The sequence below is a fragment of the Flagellimonas algicola genome (assembly GCF_005937185.1).
In the GTDB taxonomy this organism is placed as follows: Bacteria; Bacteroidota; Bacteroidia; order Flavobacteriales; family Flavobacteriaceae; genus Flagellimonas; species Flagellimonas algicola.
Map to the genome: position 1 here is coordinate 761,213 of NZ_VCNI01000001.1, position 13,473 is coordinate 774,685.

Annotated in this window: 15 protein-coding genes; 5 read left to right on the top strand and 10 right to left on the bottom strand. The window is 42.6% G+C overall.

All coding sequences use genetic code 11. The annotated features are described in order from the left end of the window. Window position 1 precedes the first annotated feature (1 nt). The 9 genes from FGG15_RS03340 to FGG15_RS03380 all read right to left on the bottom strand — a co-directional run bounded on the left by FGG15_RS03340 (window position 2) and on the right by FGG15_RS03380 (window position 8,734). Complete coding sequence (locus tag FGG15_RS03340; RefSeq protein WP_138833198.1) at window positions 2–1,273, bottom strand: beta-ketoacyl-[acyl-carrier-protein] synthase family protein; 1,272 nt, start codon at window positions 1,271–1,273, stop codon at window positions 2–4. Beyond that, window positions 1,263–1,721: a 3-hydroxyacyl-ACP dehydratase FabZ family protein gene (locus FGG15_RS03345; protein WP_138833200.1), complete on the bottom strand. Its 459-nt coding sequence runs from the start codon at window positions 1,719–1,721 to the stop codon at window positions 1,263–1,265. Before FGG15_RS03345 ends, FGG15_RS03340 begins: the two co-directional genes overlap by 11 nt. Window positions 1,722–1,723: 2 nt before the next feature. Beyond that, the gene (locus FGG15_RS03350; protein ID WP_138833202.1) at window positions 1,724–2,506 is read right to left on the bottom strand and encodes an SDR family oxidoreductase; all 783 of its coding nucleotides are present in this window, start codon (window positions 2,504–2,506) and stop codon (window positions 1,724–1,726) included. Between the two features lie 10 nt (window positions 2,507–2,516). Beyond that, a complete protein-coding gene (locus FGG15_RS03355; protein WP_138833204.1) occupies window positions 2,517–3,572 on the bottom strand; it encodes a type III polyketide synthase in 1,056 nt (351 codons plus the stop codon). Continuing rightward, entirely contained in the window at window positions 3,572–4,285 is a 714-nt protein-coding gene (locus FGG15_RS03360) for a methyltransferase domain-containing protein (protein ID WP_138833206.1), read from the bottom strand. Before FGG15_RS03360 ends, FGG15_RS03355 begins: the two co-directional genes overlap by 1 nt. Beyond that, on the bottom strand, window positions 4,285–5,412 hold the full coding sequence (locus FGG15_RS03365; RefSeq protein WP_138833208.1) for an NAD(P)/FAD-dependent oxidoreductase: 1,128 nt from the start codon (window positions 5,410–5,412) through the stop codon (window positions 4,285–4,287). Before FGG15_RS03365 ends, FGG15_RS03360 begins: the two co-directional genes overlap by 1 nt. 73 nt (window positions 5,413–5,485) lie before the next feature. Continuing rightward, the gene (locus FGG15_RS03370) at window positions 5,486–6,181 is read right to left on the bottom strand and encodes a YiaD family glycine zipper/OmpA-like lipoprotein (RefSeq protein WP_138833210.1); all 696 of its coding nucleotides are present in this window, start codon (window positions 6,179–6,181) and stop codon (window positions 5,486–5,488) included. Between the two features lie 4 nt (window positions 6,182–6,185). Further along, window positions 6,186–6,671 carry a lipocalin family protein gene (locus FGG15_RS03375; protein ID WP_138833212.1) on the bottom strand — a complete coding sequence of 162 codons (486 nt, stop codon included), beginning with the start codon at window positions 6,669–6,671 and terminating at the stop codon, window positions 6,186–6,188. Window positions 6,672–6,757: 86 nt separating this feature from the next. Beyond that, window positions 6,758–8,734, bottom strand: a complete 1,977-nt coding sequence (locus FGG15_RS03380; RefSeq protein WP_138833214.1) for an alpha-ketoacid dehydrogenase subunit alpha/beta — start codon at window positions 8,732–8,734, stop codon at window positions 6,758–6,760. Window positions 8,735–8,848: 114 nt separating this feature from the next. On the opposite strand from FGG15_RS03380, the gene FGG15_RS03385 reads away from it, so the two are divergent. The 5 genes from FGG15_RS03385 (at window position 8,849) to FGG15_RS03405 (ending at window position 12,997) form a co-directional block, all read left to right on the top strand. After that, on the top strand, window positions 8,849–9,799 hold the full coding sequence (locus tag FGG15_RS03385) for an isopenicillin N synthase family dioxygenase (protein WP_138833216.1): 951 nt from the start codon (window positions 8,849–8,851) through the stop codon (window positions 9,797–9,799). Between the two features lie 2 nt (window positions 9,800–9,801). Further along, window positions 9,802–10,134, top strand: a complete 333-nt coding sequence (locus FGG15_RS03390) for a translation initiation factor (RefSeq protein ID WP_138833218.1) — start codon at window positions 9,802–9,804, stop codon at window positions 10,132–10,134. Between the two features lie 147 nt (window positions 10,135–10,281). Then, entirely contained in the window at window positions 10,282–11,214 is a 933-nt protein-coding gene (locus FGG15_RS03395; RefSeq protein ID WP_138833220.1) for a DUF1835 domain-containing protein, read from the top strand. A gap of 3 nt (window positions 11,215–11,217) precedes the next feature. After that, window positions 11,218–12,087, top strand: a complete 870-nt coding sequence (locus FGG15_RS03400; RefSeq protein ID WP_138833222.1) for a nucleoside phosphorylase — start codon at window positions 11,218–11,220, stop codon at window positions 12,085–12,087. A gap of 61 nt (window positions 12,088–12,148) precedes the next feature. Continuing rightward, window positions 12,149–12,997: a substrate-binding domain-containing protein gene (locus FGG15_RS03405; RefSeq protein ID WP_138833224.1), complete on the top strand. Its 849-nt coding sequence runs from the start codon at window positions 12,149–12,151 to the stop codon at window positions 12,995–12,997. On the opposite strand, the gene FGG15_RS03410 is transcribed toward FGG15_RS03405, so the two are convergent. Beyond that, a complete protein-coding gene (locus FGG15_RS03410) occupies window positions 12,998–13,402 on the bottom strand; it encodes a response regulator (RefSeq protein ID WP_161991913.1) in 405 nt (134 codons plus the stop codon). Between the last annotated feature and the right edge of the window lie 71 nt (window positions 13,403–13,473).

The window sequence follows — 13,473 nt, forward strand, 5'->3', positions numbered from 1 at the left end:
ATTATTTGTTGTAGGACTTAAAAATAGCACAGGCATTGACATCTCCAAAGCCAAAGCTGGCTTTTGCAATAATTTGAGGTGCTATATCCAGGCTTTTTTGCGGAATTCTGGAGGCATCTACCACTTTTTTAATCTCCGGGTGTAAATCCTCACAATTGAGATTTCCAAAGACTTGACCTAATTTAAATTGAAGCAAACTGCCTACGCATTCAATACTTCCTGCCGCTGCCAAACAGTGTCCAAATAGCCCCTTGAAAGAGTTTACATAGGGAAAATCCTTACCGCTACGCCCCAAGGCAATGCTCCAATTTTTGATTTCCAATGGGTCTTTGGTCGTGGCAGTCAAGTGCCCATTGATGACATCTATCTGGCTGGGAGTTATCCCCGACTCTTTTATAGCAGTGCGAATGCATCTAACTACAGCTTCACTATTGGGAGCTATCATAGTTCCCCCATTCCGTTGCCCGCCGCTATTAATGGAACCGCCCAAAAGTTCTCCATAAATTTTGGCACCTCTTGCCCTGGCACTTTCCGAGGATTCCAAAACCAATGCCCCTGCCCCACTTCCGGGTACAAATCCACAGGCCGTAGCGCTCATGGGTCGACTTGCTTTAGCTGGGCTATCGTTGTAATTTCTGGGTAAGATTCGCATGGCATCAAATCCACCCCAAACGTAGGGGCCACTATCACTGCAACTCCCCACCAACATTCGCTTTGCTTTTTTGGATTTTATGCGTTCATAGCCCATTAGAATGGCCTCGGTTCCCGTGGTGCATGCCGAGGAATTAGTAGTCACTTGGTTTCCACATCCCAGCATTCCACCTAAATAGGCACTTATTCCACTCGCCATGGTCTGGATTACGGATGTACTGCCCAACCGTCTCACATTACCCTGGTCTACCTTATAAATGGCTTCCCTGAACTTATCCACTCCCAAAATCCCAGTCCCGAAGACAATCCCACTATCCCAATCTGGTGTTTCGGTATTTGCTGATAAACCAGCATCTTGCCATGCATCTTTCCCTGCCATAACCCCATAAACCACGCCCGAGGCATTCAAACCCTTTAGCTGAACATTGGTGAAGTAATCATTTAGATTATATGCATCAACATTCGGTTTTCCAGCAATTTGGCATGAAAAATTTAATTCTTTCAGTTCAGGTTGAAAATTTATTCCGCTCATGCCCGATTGCAGCGCGTGACCGAACGCTACAAGTCCAATTCCATTAGGGGCACAGACCCCCATTCCTGTAACCACTACCCTAACTGCCATGCTCTACCATTTTAAACATCCCCGCCAAGATTCCCTTGCAGACCAATTCTTCCTTGGCATTGAACATCTGGACGCTGCATTTAAGCTTGTTGAACCGGAAATACTCTTTTTTTGATATTACCCTGACTGTTTCTCCGGGGAAAACCGGCAACAAAAATTCCATTTCCGAACTTGAAAAGGCGACTTGCAATGATTTCAATCCGTCATCCAGCCCTTCATGACCCAGAAGATGGATTCCCAAGCAAACCAAACCAATTTGCGCACAACATTCTGTTAGGATTACCCCTGGAGTAACCGGATTTTCCTTAAAATGACCTTGATAGAAATGCAAGTCTGGGTGAAAACAATAGCTTCCTTCCACTCCATCCGAATCCACATGCTGAAGTTCATCCACAAAATGAAAAGGTTGGCTATAAGGAAGACGGTCTATTATTTCTTGATAGGTCATAACTATTGCAAACTTTCACCGCCATCAACCTTGATCACCGTTCCTGTGATCCACAGCGCCTCCTTGGTTGTCAACAGATAGGCCGCATTGGCCACGTCCTTGGGAGTGGTCAACCTTTGGTTTGGATTTCTTCGTATGGATTGTTTGATTAATTTCTCACTATTGGGAATCAGCCTTAGCGAAGGAGTATCTGTTACTCCAGCTTGGATGCAATTTGCTTTAATCCCAAATGGGGCAAATTCAAGAGCAATACTTCGCGTAATGGATTCCAAGGCCGCCTTGGCGGCACCAACAGCTGCATAGTTCCTCAAAGCCCTGGTACTACCTTCACTTGTAAAAGCAATCACTCTAGCATCTTGATTAAAAAGTTGGGTTTGATACAAAACTTTCACCCAGCCATAAAGGCTTATGGCCATGGCATCTATCGTTAATTGGAAATCTTTATTGGACAATGCTCCCTCTTGGACATCCCACATTGGTTTTACATTACCCTTGGCTATACTATGCACCAAAACCGAAATTTTAGCACCCCCCAACAGCGATTTTATTTCTTCCACTACCCCTTCCCGGCTAGCAGCATCAACAGCATCCTTGTTAAAACTATGGACTACAGCCCCATTGGATACAATTTCCTGGAACGCCTCTTGCACCGATGGCATATTGGTCCTTCTATCCCTATGAATCAAAATTAGGTTGAACCCCTTGCCGGCTAATTTCTGGGCCGTGGCTAATCCCAAACCACTACTCCCACCAAGAATTAAAGCCCATTTAGCCGAATCTCCCATCTATTTTTGTTTACCATTCCAACAATACTCTTTGTGCCGAAAATCCGGGCCCAAAGCTTAATATCAATCCTTGCTCTCCAGCTCCCAACTCCTTTTTCAAAAACCGTTCAAGGACGTAGAGGACGGTGACGCTGCTCATATTGCCATAACTTTTCAGTACTTCCCGGGTATCGTCGATATTCTTTCCCAATTTACCAAACAATTCTTCCACCGTACTCACTATCTTCTTTCCTCCGGGATGAAAAATCAGATGATTGACCTTATCCAAGTTCGAATTAAATTTAGCCAAGAACGGATGGATGATTCGTGGAAAGTGTTCAGCTATCACTTCTGGAACGGTAGGGTCCAAAATCATTTTTAAACCTGTATTGGTCAAATCAAAGCCCATTAAATGGGTGGCATTGCTGAAATGATACATTTCTTCACCCAAAATTCTAGGGCCGCTTGCTTCTTTTTCGGAAGAAAGCAATACACAGGAAGCGCCATCGCCAAAAATTGCGGCACTGACCATGTTTGCCATGGAAAAATCATCCAACTGAAATGTGGCCGTCGGACTCTCAACAGCAATTACCGCAGCGCGCTTGCCCGGGTTGGACCGTAGAAAGTTAGCGGCATAAATGAGCCCTGAAACACCTGCTGCACATCCCATTTCAGTTACCGGAAGGCGAACAATATCCTGTCTTAATCCCAAAGCATTGACCAGATACGCATCCAATGACGGAATCATGATCCCCGTGCAGCTTACGGTGATAATAAAATCGAGAGATTCGGAGTTCCAAGCTAGCTTGGATAGCGACTTTTGAAGTACTTTCTCGCCTAATTCCTTAACCTCCCGTGCGTAAATCTCATTTTTCTCCTCAAAGGAAGTGGCCGTAAAGACCTCTTCAATATCCATTATTCCATATCGACGGTCAACCCCGGCCCTTTCAAAAATCTTAATGACCTTTCTTCGAAACCGTTCCTCTTGACCACTAAGCCATAGATCCACAAATGGAATAATGTCCAAGGTATCCCGACTATACTTGGGCAACTGTTTTGAAACTCCTGCAATCCGTACTTCCGCCATTATTCAGTATGTCGATTGAAATCCATGACCCATACATACCGAAATGCCCATTTCCATCGAATCTTGTGTGAAACATTCGGTATTTTTTTTGATAATCCCATTAGTTCTGCTTTCCTAAAACCTTTACTTATGGAAACCAAACCATCATGTTTAGCAACATAGGTCCTCAAAAAAATGGAGCTGAACATCTTGAACAGCATATAGGATATTTTACTTCTTTGAAGATCATTAATGACCACACCTACTCTAGCCAGTTCTACAAATTTGTTCAGAAAGGTCTCGATTCGTTCCTCTTCAAAATGATGCATGGTCAAGGTGTTGATTACTATATCGCATTCAAAGCGCGAATCTGCCTTTAATATGTCCACCTTATGGAAGCTGACATGGGGCAAACCCTTACATTTTTCTCGAGCTATAGCCAAAACATCATCCCTTAGATCAATTCCCTTCATTTCATGGGACACCCCTTTTTTACTGAGGAAATTGGATAGTTTGAACAACATATTGCCATCCCCACACCCCATATCAAGAATCGTATACGATTTATTGGGGTCTTTTTTGACCAATTCCCAAACACCATTGCGTGTAATGGACTCTCCACCCAACCATTTATTGCAAAAATTGATGTCCCTATACGCATTTTGAAGTAGTCGAAATTGCATGTTGGGGTTATCCATCAGCTCATCCATCCTACTTCTTGCCGTTAAATCCATCAACTTAAAATTGGATTACCATGGGTTCTTTTGATAAGGGTTTGTAGCATCAGCTTGGAGTTGGCGATAGATCGCATTCCAAAATTAAACCATCCGGTATGCAACATTGCCCTTTGCAGCTGGCTGCCAAGCCAAATTCTTTTCTTAAAATGTTTGTTCCATTGTTTTTGATACACTTCTTCCATCCCTCTTCTATCCATGCTTTGGTCTTTGAGAAAGAACGTTACTTGTTCAGAAGCCATTTTAGCAGCATGCATGGCCATAGCCATGCCATTTCCGCATAATGGATGAATCATTCCTGCCGAATCTCCACACATCAGTATATGATTGGCAACAGTGAGCTTCTTGCCGAAGGAAATCTGTGCAATACTCAAAGGATAGTCAAAAATCGGTTTTGCCTTTTCCAAGAATTGCTTCAAATACGGATTTCTGCACAGCACCTGCCTGTTGAATTCATGGATATTCCCCGCCCTTTTGAAGCTATCGTACCGAACCAAATAACATAGATTCAACACACTTTCCTCTACCTGCGATAAACCAGCATACCCACCTTGAAAGTTATGGAGGGAAACAAGGTTTTTGGGATGCCCATCGTAATGGTAATGGCATTTTACACCGAGCCATGGCGACTTTTGATGCCTGCCTCTTAATTGAAATTTTTCATCCAAATTGGAGCGCTTACCAAAGGCTCCAAGCACCACTTTTGCCCTTTGTATGGACTTTGATGCAAGTGAAACCTCAAATTCATCCTCCTTAAAGTCCACGGCGGTAACCGTAGAGAAAACAAACTCCACGCTATTTCTTAGTGCTAACTGATACAACTGGTTATCCAGGGCATATCTGCTCATTCCGAATCCGCCAAGCGGTAATTTCACGGAAACTGACTTTCCTAGTTGCGTACTCAGCTGAAGGGTATCAATTTGCGGAAGGGACAATGTGGCAAAATCCATTCCTAGGTGTTCAAGATAGGGTTTAACCTCATTGGATACATATTCGCCACAAACCTTATGTCTGGGATAGGTCTTTTTCTCCACCACTACCACCTGAATTCCCTTGGAAGCCAGGTCCACTGCTGCAGTTAATCCAGCCAAACCTCCTCCAATGATAAGCACGTCCGTGTTCTTCACTATATGAAGATAGGTTTTTTGCAAAAAAAAATCCCGACCATTGGCCGGGATTCAAAATATTTAAGAAAGAATATTAATTCTTGGTGCTATCATAAGCTTCTTCCTTGAGTTCCTCACTAGCCATGATGGCCAATTCCACTCTACGGTTTTTTGCTTTTCCTTCAGAAGTTTCATTGCTTTCACGAGGCTGGGTCTCCCCATACCATTTGGTGGTAAACCTTCCAGAGGAAATTCCCTTGCTTACCAAATAGTTGGTAACGGATTCCGCTCTTTGTTGGGATAGGTTCCAGTTGTACTCTTCGCTTCCGGCACTATCTGTATGACCTTCCACCAAAATGATGGATTTAGGGTACTCCTTAAAAATACCAGCCAATTTATCCAAAGTGGTGGCAGAGGTTCCTTTCACATCGGATTTGTTGGTATCAAAATAAACTCCGGCATCTTCATTGAAGGTAACATTGATTCCTTCGCCAACCCGTTTTACTTCCGCGCCTGGAATTTCTTCCTCAATCCGTTCCGCCTGTCTGTCCATTCGGTTACCAATGTAACCCCCAGCGGCTCCTCCAACAACAGCACCAATAATGGCGCCTAATGCAGTATTTCCTTTTTTACCCACATTGTTGCCAATAATTCCGCCAATTACAGCACCCCCGGCAGCACCAATGGCAGCACCTTTTTGGGTGTTGTTTGCATTTTTAACGGCATTACAGCCCACCATAAGACCAAAAGCCAAAATAATGGCGGTACTTCTAACTACTATATTTTTCATCTGATTATTTTTTTGAGAATTCATAAACTATGGTGACGAGTTCACCTTCGACGGAAACATTGGACTTAAGTACCATGGCCTGCTCGGAAAGACTGGCAATGTTCAAGCGATAACCTACCCCACCAGATATGTCCTTGCGCTTATCATCAATAAATTTGAACTGAAGTTGGCTACTGTAGTTTTGGGATGGTTCCACAACCGACCATCTAAAGAAGCGATCTCCACCTTGACAAAGGCTGCTTTGGGAAATGGTGTACCGTCCGGTACTGTTATTGTCCCTAAAAAACCAGTCGCTGCCCTCAAAGCAAATATCCTCTGCATCGTTGAAAATGACGGACTTAAAGTTACCTGTGTTGTTCTCGTACGAAATGTTGTCTAAAGTCCAGGAACCGCTAAAGAGATTTCTTTGCGTCCTTGCACTTTTGGAAACGGAGCATGACGAGAAAATGAGTCCCGCCAGTGCCATAAAAATCAATGATTTTCTTACCATAAGATTAGGAGTTTAATTTTGAGTATATACGGTTGAGACACCGTATTGACTCTTTTAAGTTGTTAAAAAAATGTTAAACATATATTTCAGTAGGTGTATAATTCCAAAAGCGCTGCTTCAAATCTTTGTTTGGGCAAATACTCCTCTTCCAATGACTTTGCAAATGGAACCGGGGTTTCCAAACTGCCCACCCGTTTTATTGGAGCGTCCAAATATTCAAAACAATTTTCCATGACCATGGCGGCAATGTCGCTGGCAATACCGCCAAACAATGTGTCTTCCTGTAAAACAATCAGTTTTGATGTCTTTTTTACCGATTGATAAATGGTATCGACATCGAGAGGTTGAAGTGTACGCAAATCTATGACATCTGCATTAATTTCTGGGTGTTTTTCCAAAATTTCCAATGCCCAATGTACTCCAGCTCCATAGGTAACCACACTCAAATCCTGTCCACTCCTCAATACGTTGGCCTTGCCAAATGGAATGGTATAATATTCTGTGGGCACATCTTCGTAAATACTTCGATAGAGTCCTTTATGCTCAAAAAACAATACTGGGTTGGGGTCGTTAATAGCCGTTGCCAGCAAGCCTTTGGCATCCGAAGGAAATGCCGGATAGGCCACTTTTAATCCAGGGGTCTTGGTAAACCAAGCTTCATTGGTCTGTGAATGAAATGGACCTGCGCCCACCCCTGCACCGCAGGGCATTCTGATGACCACATCTGCATTTTGCCCCCAACGGTAATGTACTTTGGCCAGATAGTTTACAATAGGGTTGAATCCGGAGCTAACAAAATCTGCAAATTGCATTTCCACCACAGATTTCATCCCATTTATGGACAGTCCCATAGCTGCAGACACTATTGCTGACTCGCAGATTGGAGTATTTCTTACTCTTCGCTTTCCAAAGGCTTTGGTAAAGCCCTCAGTAATCTTAAAAACCCCTCCATAATCTGCAATGTCCTGACCCATGATGATCAAGTCATTATATTTCTCCATGGATTGTTCCAACCCTTGGGATACGGCATCTACTAAGCGAATGTTTTCTATCTTTTCATTTTTTTTATAATGTTTATAATCAAATTCTTGATAAACATTATTTAACTCTTTAGTTAAAGTTGATTCAATTGAGGGCTCGTCATACGCCGTCTTTAGATTGGCATTGATTTCCTCTGTAATTTCAGCTCGATACGCCTCTATTTTGGCATCATCCAGGAACCCTTTGTCTTTTAAAAATTCCTCGTAATTGGATATGGGGTCTTTTTTGGCCCATTTATTCATCAATTTTTCGGGAACATACTTTGTTCCACTGGCCTCTTCATGTCCTCGCATACGAAAGGTTTTGAACTCCAGCAGAATGGGCCGGGGTCTTTTACGAATGGCCTTGCACAATTCATTCACCTTGCTATATACCTCCAGAATATTGTTCCCATCTATTATTCTGGACTCCATTCCATAGCCTTTGGCCCGATCTACCAAATCCTTGCAGTTGTATTGCTCATTTGTTGGAGTGGACAAGCCGTATCCGTTATTTTCGATGCAAAACAGTACAGGAAGATTCCAAACGGAGGCGACATTCAAAGCTTCATGGAAATCACCTTCACTGGTAGCGCCCTCACCGGTGAACACTGCCGTAGCTCGCTTCTTACGTCTGAGCATATCTGCAAGAGCTATACCATCGGCTACGCCTAATTGCGGGCCTAAATGGGAAATCATACCAACAATCTTGTATTCCTGGGTTCCAAAATGAAAACTTCTATCCCTTCCGTTTGTAAAACCGCTTTTCTTTCCCTGCCATTGGGAAAAAAGTCGATGTAGTGGCACCCCTCGCGAGGTAAAGACCCCAAGATTCCGATGCATCGGCAAGATGTACTCTTCAGGATTGAGGGCATGGGTTACTCCAACCGAAATAGCCTCCTGTCCAATTCCACTAAACCATTTGGATATTTTCCCCTGCCGTAACAGCACCAACATCTTCTCCTCTATCATCCTGGGTTTCAACATTCCCTTGTATAAATCCAGTAATTTCTCCTGGGGCAACCCACCAATATGGTATCTCATAAAGCTTCAATTCAGTCGGGATAAATGTAATAAAAATGCGCACCATCAACCATGAAATATTCCCAATCGTTTCCTAATATTCCTTACTTTTGAAAATAGCTAAAATTTCATGTCATGAGTGCAATTCCAAGTGTGGACCTTTCTGATTTTATCTCAGGGGATCCTTCCAGAAAACAAAAGTTTATTAAAGAAATAGGTGCTGCTTTTGAAGACATTGGATTTGTGGCCCTAAGTGGTCATTTTCTTTCAGATGAACTTGTGGAACAGTTGTACGGGCAGATCAAAAAGTTTTTCCAATTGCCGCAAGATGTCAAAGATAACTACGAGATAGCAGGCATTGGCGGCCAAAGGGGCTATACTTCCTTTGGAAAAGAACATGCTAAAGGAAAAAAGGAAGGCGATCTGAAGGAGTTCTGGCATTTTGGGCAATATGTTGAAGACAATCCTACTTTGGAAGCTGAATATCCGGACAATGTTACTGTTAGTGAACTTCCCGATTTCAATAGCACTGGGGAGGAAACCTACAAAATGCTGGAGAAAACAGCAAAATATGTACTTCGCGCATTGGCTCTCCATCTTGGATTGGAAGAAAAATATTTTGACCAATGGATCAAAAATGGGAATTCTATATTAAGACCCATTCACTACCCCCCTATTACCGAGGAACCCAAAAATGCGGTTAGAGCTGCAGCCCATGGTGACATTAACCTCATCACCTTGCTTATGGGGGCACATGGAAAGGGCTTACAGGTCCAGAACCATCAAAAAGAATGGGTGGATGCCATTGCCAGACAGGACCAATTGATGATCAATGTGGGGGATATGCTTTCCAGATTGACCAATAACAAACTTAAATCCACTATACATCAAGTGGTTAATCCCCCTAAGGAACTTTGGGGATCATCACGGTACTCTATTCCATTTTTTATGCATCCGGTAAGTGAAATGCCCTTAAACTGCCTTGAGCATTGTATTGATGAGGACCATCCTAAGGGATTTGAGGACACCACAGCCGGGGAATATTTGAATGAACGGCTTATTGAGCTTGGACTGGTTAAAAAGTAAGCATGGATTTACAGGACCAGCTTAAAAATTTGTTTCCAGACCATACCCCGGAGCAAACAGAAGCCGAAAAGGAGCCACATGTTCCCAAATATTGGCTTCAAGACGACCCAATAATCTGCAAATACGAAAAAAGAAAAGGAAAACCTGTCACCATTCTGGAAGGATACAATGGAGCTAACTCCGATTTTAAAAAATTGACCAAAGACCTAAAGTCCTTACTGGGTGTCGGGGGAAGCTTCAAAAACGAATCCATCATTATTCAAGGAGATTATCGGAATAAAATCATGGATTATTTAAAAGACCATGGATTTTCTGTAAAACGCGTTGGTGGATAACTCCAAATAAACCAAGAAATCCCTTGGGCCTCTTCCTTTCCATGTTAAATTTAAGCTTTGACAACCAAGGTTTTACGAAAAAAGTTTTTGAGTTCTTGGTTTAAATATTACATTTAATGCTCCTAACCGACGAAAACTAAGTTGAAAATGAAATCACTGTTGCATATTACCAACGGGGACTCTTTCACGTCAAAACTTCAAACGCTAAATCTTAAGGGGGATATTATTACATGGAGGGAAATGCTTTGCGAGGGCAAAACCCTTTGTGCAGTAGGCAGTGAATCCTTCTGGAAGACGCGTTTTGAATTTTTGAACAAGAATTACAAGGTTACCAAATCTTGGTTCGTAGAGAAAACCCTGAAGGAGTACCGCTCCCTTTGCAACCATAAGCAACAAGATCAGATTGTGCTGTGGTTTGAGTATGACCTATTCTGCCAAATTAATATGCTAGCAGTTCTTAGCTGGTTGAAGACCCACCGAAGACATGCTGAAATCTCTTTGGTATGCAGCGGAAAGGAAGATGCAACAGACAAACTGTATGGCTTAAGCGAACTAAGCGACGATAAGTTACTGGAACTGTACGAAAACAGAACGATTTTGTCCCAGGACGATATAGAGTTCGCCGACTATGTATGGCAGCTATATTGCAGTGACAATCCCATACGCTTGGAAAACCTTATTGCCCACAACAATTTCCAGTTCCAGTACCTTTCCGAAGCCTTAAAAGCACACCTTAAACGTTTCCCGACCATCAAGAATGGTTTGAACGAGCTGGAAAACCAGGTCTTGGAGACTGCGGTCGGTGAAAAACCTAAATCCAGAAAGGAACTTTTGAGCAGCATGCTTACGAATCAAGGATACTATGGATTTGGGGATACCCAACACAACCGTATCATCACGTCGTTAAAACCATTGTTCAGCTCTTTCAATCCGGTAAAGCTGACCAAAATGGGTAAGGATGTTTTAGAAAACAAAGCAAATTATTATTCACAACTACGTGATAATCAATTATATTTGGGAGGTTCTTTAAAGTATAGCTTCTTATATAATTCATCTACGGACCGCATACTAAAATTGTAATATATGGCATTGGGCCACTCAGAGCTCATTCTGAATCCTGATGGCAGTATTTACCATCTTAATCTTCATCCGGAAGATATTTCCAATACCATTATCACCGTAGGTGACCCAGACCGGGTACGTTCGGTAAGCAGACATTTTGAAACTATCGAAGTTGAGAAAGGTAAGAGGGAATTTCTTGCTCACACTGGTACTTTTAACGGGAAAAGAATTACGGTAATTTCAACAGGAATTGGAACGGACAATATCGATATTGTCTGTAATGAATTGGATGCCCTGGTCAATGTAAATTTTAAGACCCGCCAAATAAAAGATGAGCTTACCCAGTTGGATTTTATACGGATTGGTACATCGGGCGCTATACAGGAAGACATCCCCGTGGACACCTTCTTACTAAGCTCTTCCGCGGTTGGTTTTGACGGTTTGATGCACTTTTACGATACTGGACAAGCGGGCAACCAAGGATTGGAACAGGAGTTGAATGGTTTTCTGGCTTGGCAGACCCATAAAATAAGTGCTTATGCCTTTGATGCGGATGCTTCTTTAGCCGACATATTTGCTGAAAATCATATACGATTTGGAATAACCGCAACAAATTCAGGGTTTTATGGCCCTCAAGGACGGAGTATTAGGCTTCAACCGCGTATCACTGAATTTAATAGGAAGCTTGCCGACTTTTCGTATCAAAATCAGCGAATTACCAACCTGGAAATGGAGACTGCAGGTATCTATGGGCTTTCCAAAATGCATGGACACCGGGCGGTTTCCCTGAATGCCATCTTGGCCAACAGGGCCACAGGAGAATTTTCCGAAAGACCTATGCGTACCGTGAACGAACTCATTCAATTGGCCTTGGAAAAACTAACGGCATAACGATTGGTTTGTCTTTTGCTTAACTTTATCCACCCATTTAATACCCGCAATAAAAGACCATATGAAACAGGTAAAAATCGTTGGTGTTCCTGAGCATTTTAATTTGCCTTGGCATCTGGCCATTGAAGAATCTGCCTTTGAAGATCGTGGAATTCAATTACAGTGGGAAGATATTCCAGAAGGAACTGGTAAGATGGCCAAACTTCTGGAAAATGGTGATGCCGACATGGCTATTATTCTTACTGAGGGCATTGTAAAAAGCATTGCCCAAGGTAATCCTGCCAAAATTGTTCAAGAGTACGTGTCCTCTCCCCTGCTTTGGGGAATTCATGTTGCCGCCGATAATAACCGAACTTCCATCTCCGACCTGGAAAATGACAAGATAGCTATAAGCCGTATGGGTAGTGGGAGTCATTTGATGTCCTATGTCCAAGCCCAAAGTCAAGGCTGGGACACCCAAAGCCTGGAATTTGAAATCATAAACAACTTGGATGGTGCAGTGGAGAGCTTGGTCAATGGCTCGGGGGCCTACTTCATGTGGGAGCATTTTACTACCAAACCCTTGGTAGATCAGGGCATCTTTAAACGGTTGGGGGATTGTCCAACGCCATGGCCTTGTTTTGTAATTGCGGCCAACACTACATTCCTAGGCAAAAACAAGAATGTAGTTCAACATATTTTGGAAATCATAAACATGTATACTTCGGAATTTAAGCGAATTCCCAGTATAGACCGTACCTTGTCCAATAGATATGGGCAAAAATTGGAGGACATCAAGGAGTGGCTTTCAAAAACCAATTGGGGGCAGACACAGATGGGCAGCGAAACCTTGGAAAAGGTACAACGGCAACTCAGGGATCTGGACTTGATTCAGGACATCAAACCCAATGAACATTTTTTGTATTCATGATCAAGAAAAATGTTTCTTGATGAGTGCCTTGAAAGATATATCGGATAACGGCTTCTGAGCCGTGTCCCTCACATTGGGATTGGCCAAGGCCAGAGCTGTATTTTCTTCAGTGTCCAAGGCAGTTAGCATAATAATGACAATTTTGTCCCTAAATTCTGCTTCAAATTGTTGTCCATAACCGTCCAGAAACTCCCAGCCGTTCATAACGGGCATATTGGTATCCAAGACAAGTAGACAGGGAAGATGGTCTTCATCCAAATCCGTAGCTAAGAATTCAATGGCTTCCATACCATTACATGCCGTAAAGACTGGAAGGTTACTATCTAACTGCTTTAAAAAAAATCTGTTTAAAAAATTCGTGGTTTCGTCGTCATCAACAAGCAAAACCGATTTCAATCTGCGCAACGTATCAGAATTTTCGTATGGGGTTAGTTTACATATAAACGTAAGAAATTCCAACTAGTTTTAAGAAAACA

Bases quoted from the DNA above. Each gene is read 5' to 3' on its own strand.
- FGG15_RS03340 (WP_138833198.1), bottom strand. From the start codon at position 1,273: ATGGCAGTTAGGGTAGTGGTTACAGGAATGGGGGTCTGTGCCCCTAAT.
- FGG15_RS03345 (WP_138833200.1), bottom strand. From the start codon at position 1,721: ATGACCTATCAAGAAATAATAGACCGTCTTCCTTATAGCCAACCTTTT.
- FGG15_RS03350 (WP_138833202.1), bottom strand. From the start codon at position 2,506: ATGGGAGATTCGGCTAAATGGGCTTTAATTCTTGGTGGGAGTAGTGGT.
- FGG15_RS03355 (WP_138833204.1), bottom strand. From the start codon at position 3,572: ATGGCGGAAGTACGGATTGCAGGAGTTTCAAAACAGTTGCCCAAGTAT.
- FGG15_RS03360 (WP_138833206.1), bottom strand. From the start codon at position 4,285: ATGGATTTAACGGCAAGAAGTAGGATGGATGAGCTGATGGATAACCCC.
- FGG15_RS03370 (WP_138833210.1), bottom strand. From the start codon at position 6,181: ATGAAAAATATAGTAGTTAGAAGTACCGCCATTATTTTGGCTTTTGGT.
- FGG15_RS03375 (WP_138833212.1), bottom strand. From the start codon at position 6,671: ATGGTAAGAAAATCATTGATTTTTATGGCACTGGCGGGACTCATTTTC.
- FGG15_RS03380 (WP_138833214.1), bottom strand. From the start codon at position 8,734: ATGAGATACCATATTGGTGGGTTGCCCCAGGAGAAATTACTGGATTTA.
- FGG15_RS03385 (WP_138833216.1), top strand. From the start codon at position 8,849: ATGAGTGCAATTCCAAGTGTGGACCTTTCTGATTTTATCTCAGGGGAT.
- FGG15_RS03390 (WP_138833218.1), top strand. From the start codon at position 9,802: ATGGATTTACAGGACCAGCTTAAAAATTTGTTTCCAGACCATACCCCG.
- FGG15_RS03395 (WP_138833220.1), top strand. From the start codon at position 10,282: ATGAAATCACTGTTGCATATTACCAACGGGGACTCTTTCACGTCAAAA.
- FGG15_RS03400 (WP_138833222.1), top strand. From the start codon at position 11,218: ATGGCATTGGGCCACTCAGAGCTCATTCTGAATCCTGATGGCAGTATT.
- FGG15_RS03405 (WP_138833224.1), top strand. From the start codon at position 12,149: ATGAAACAGGTAAAAATCGTTGGTGTTCCTGAGCATTTTAATTTGCCT.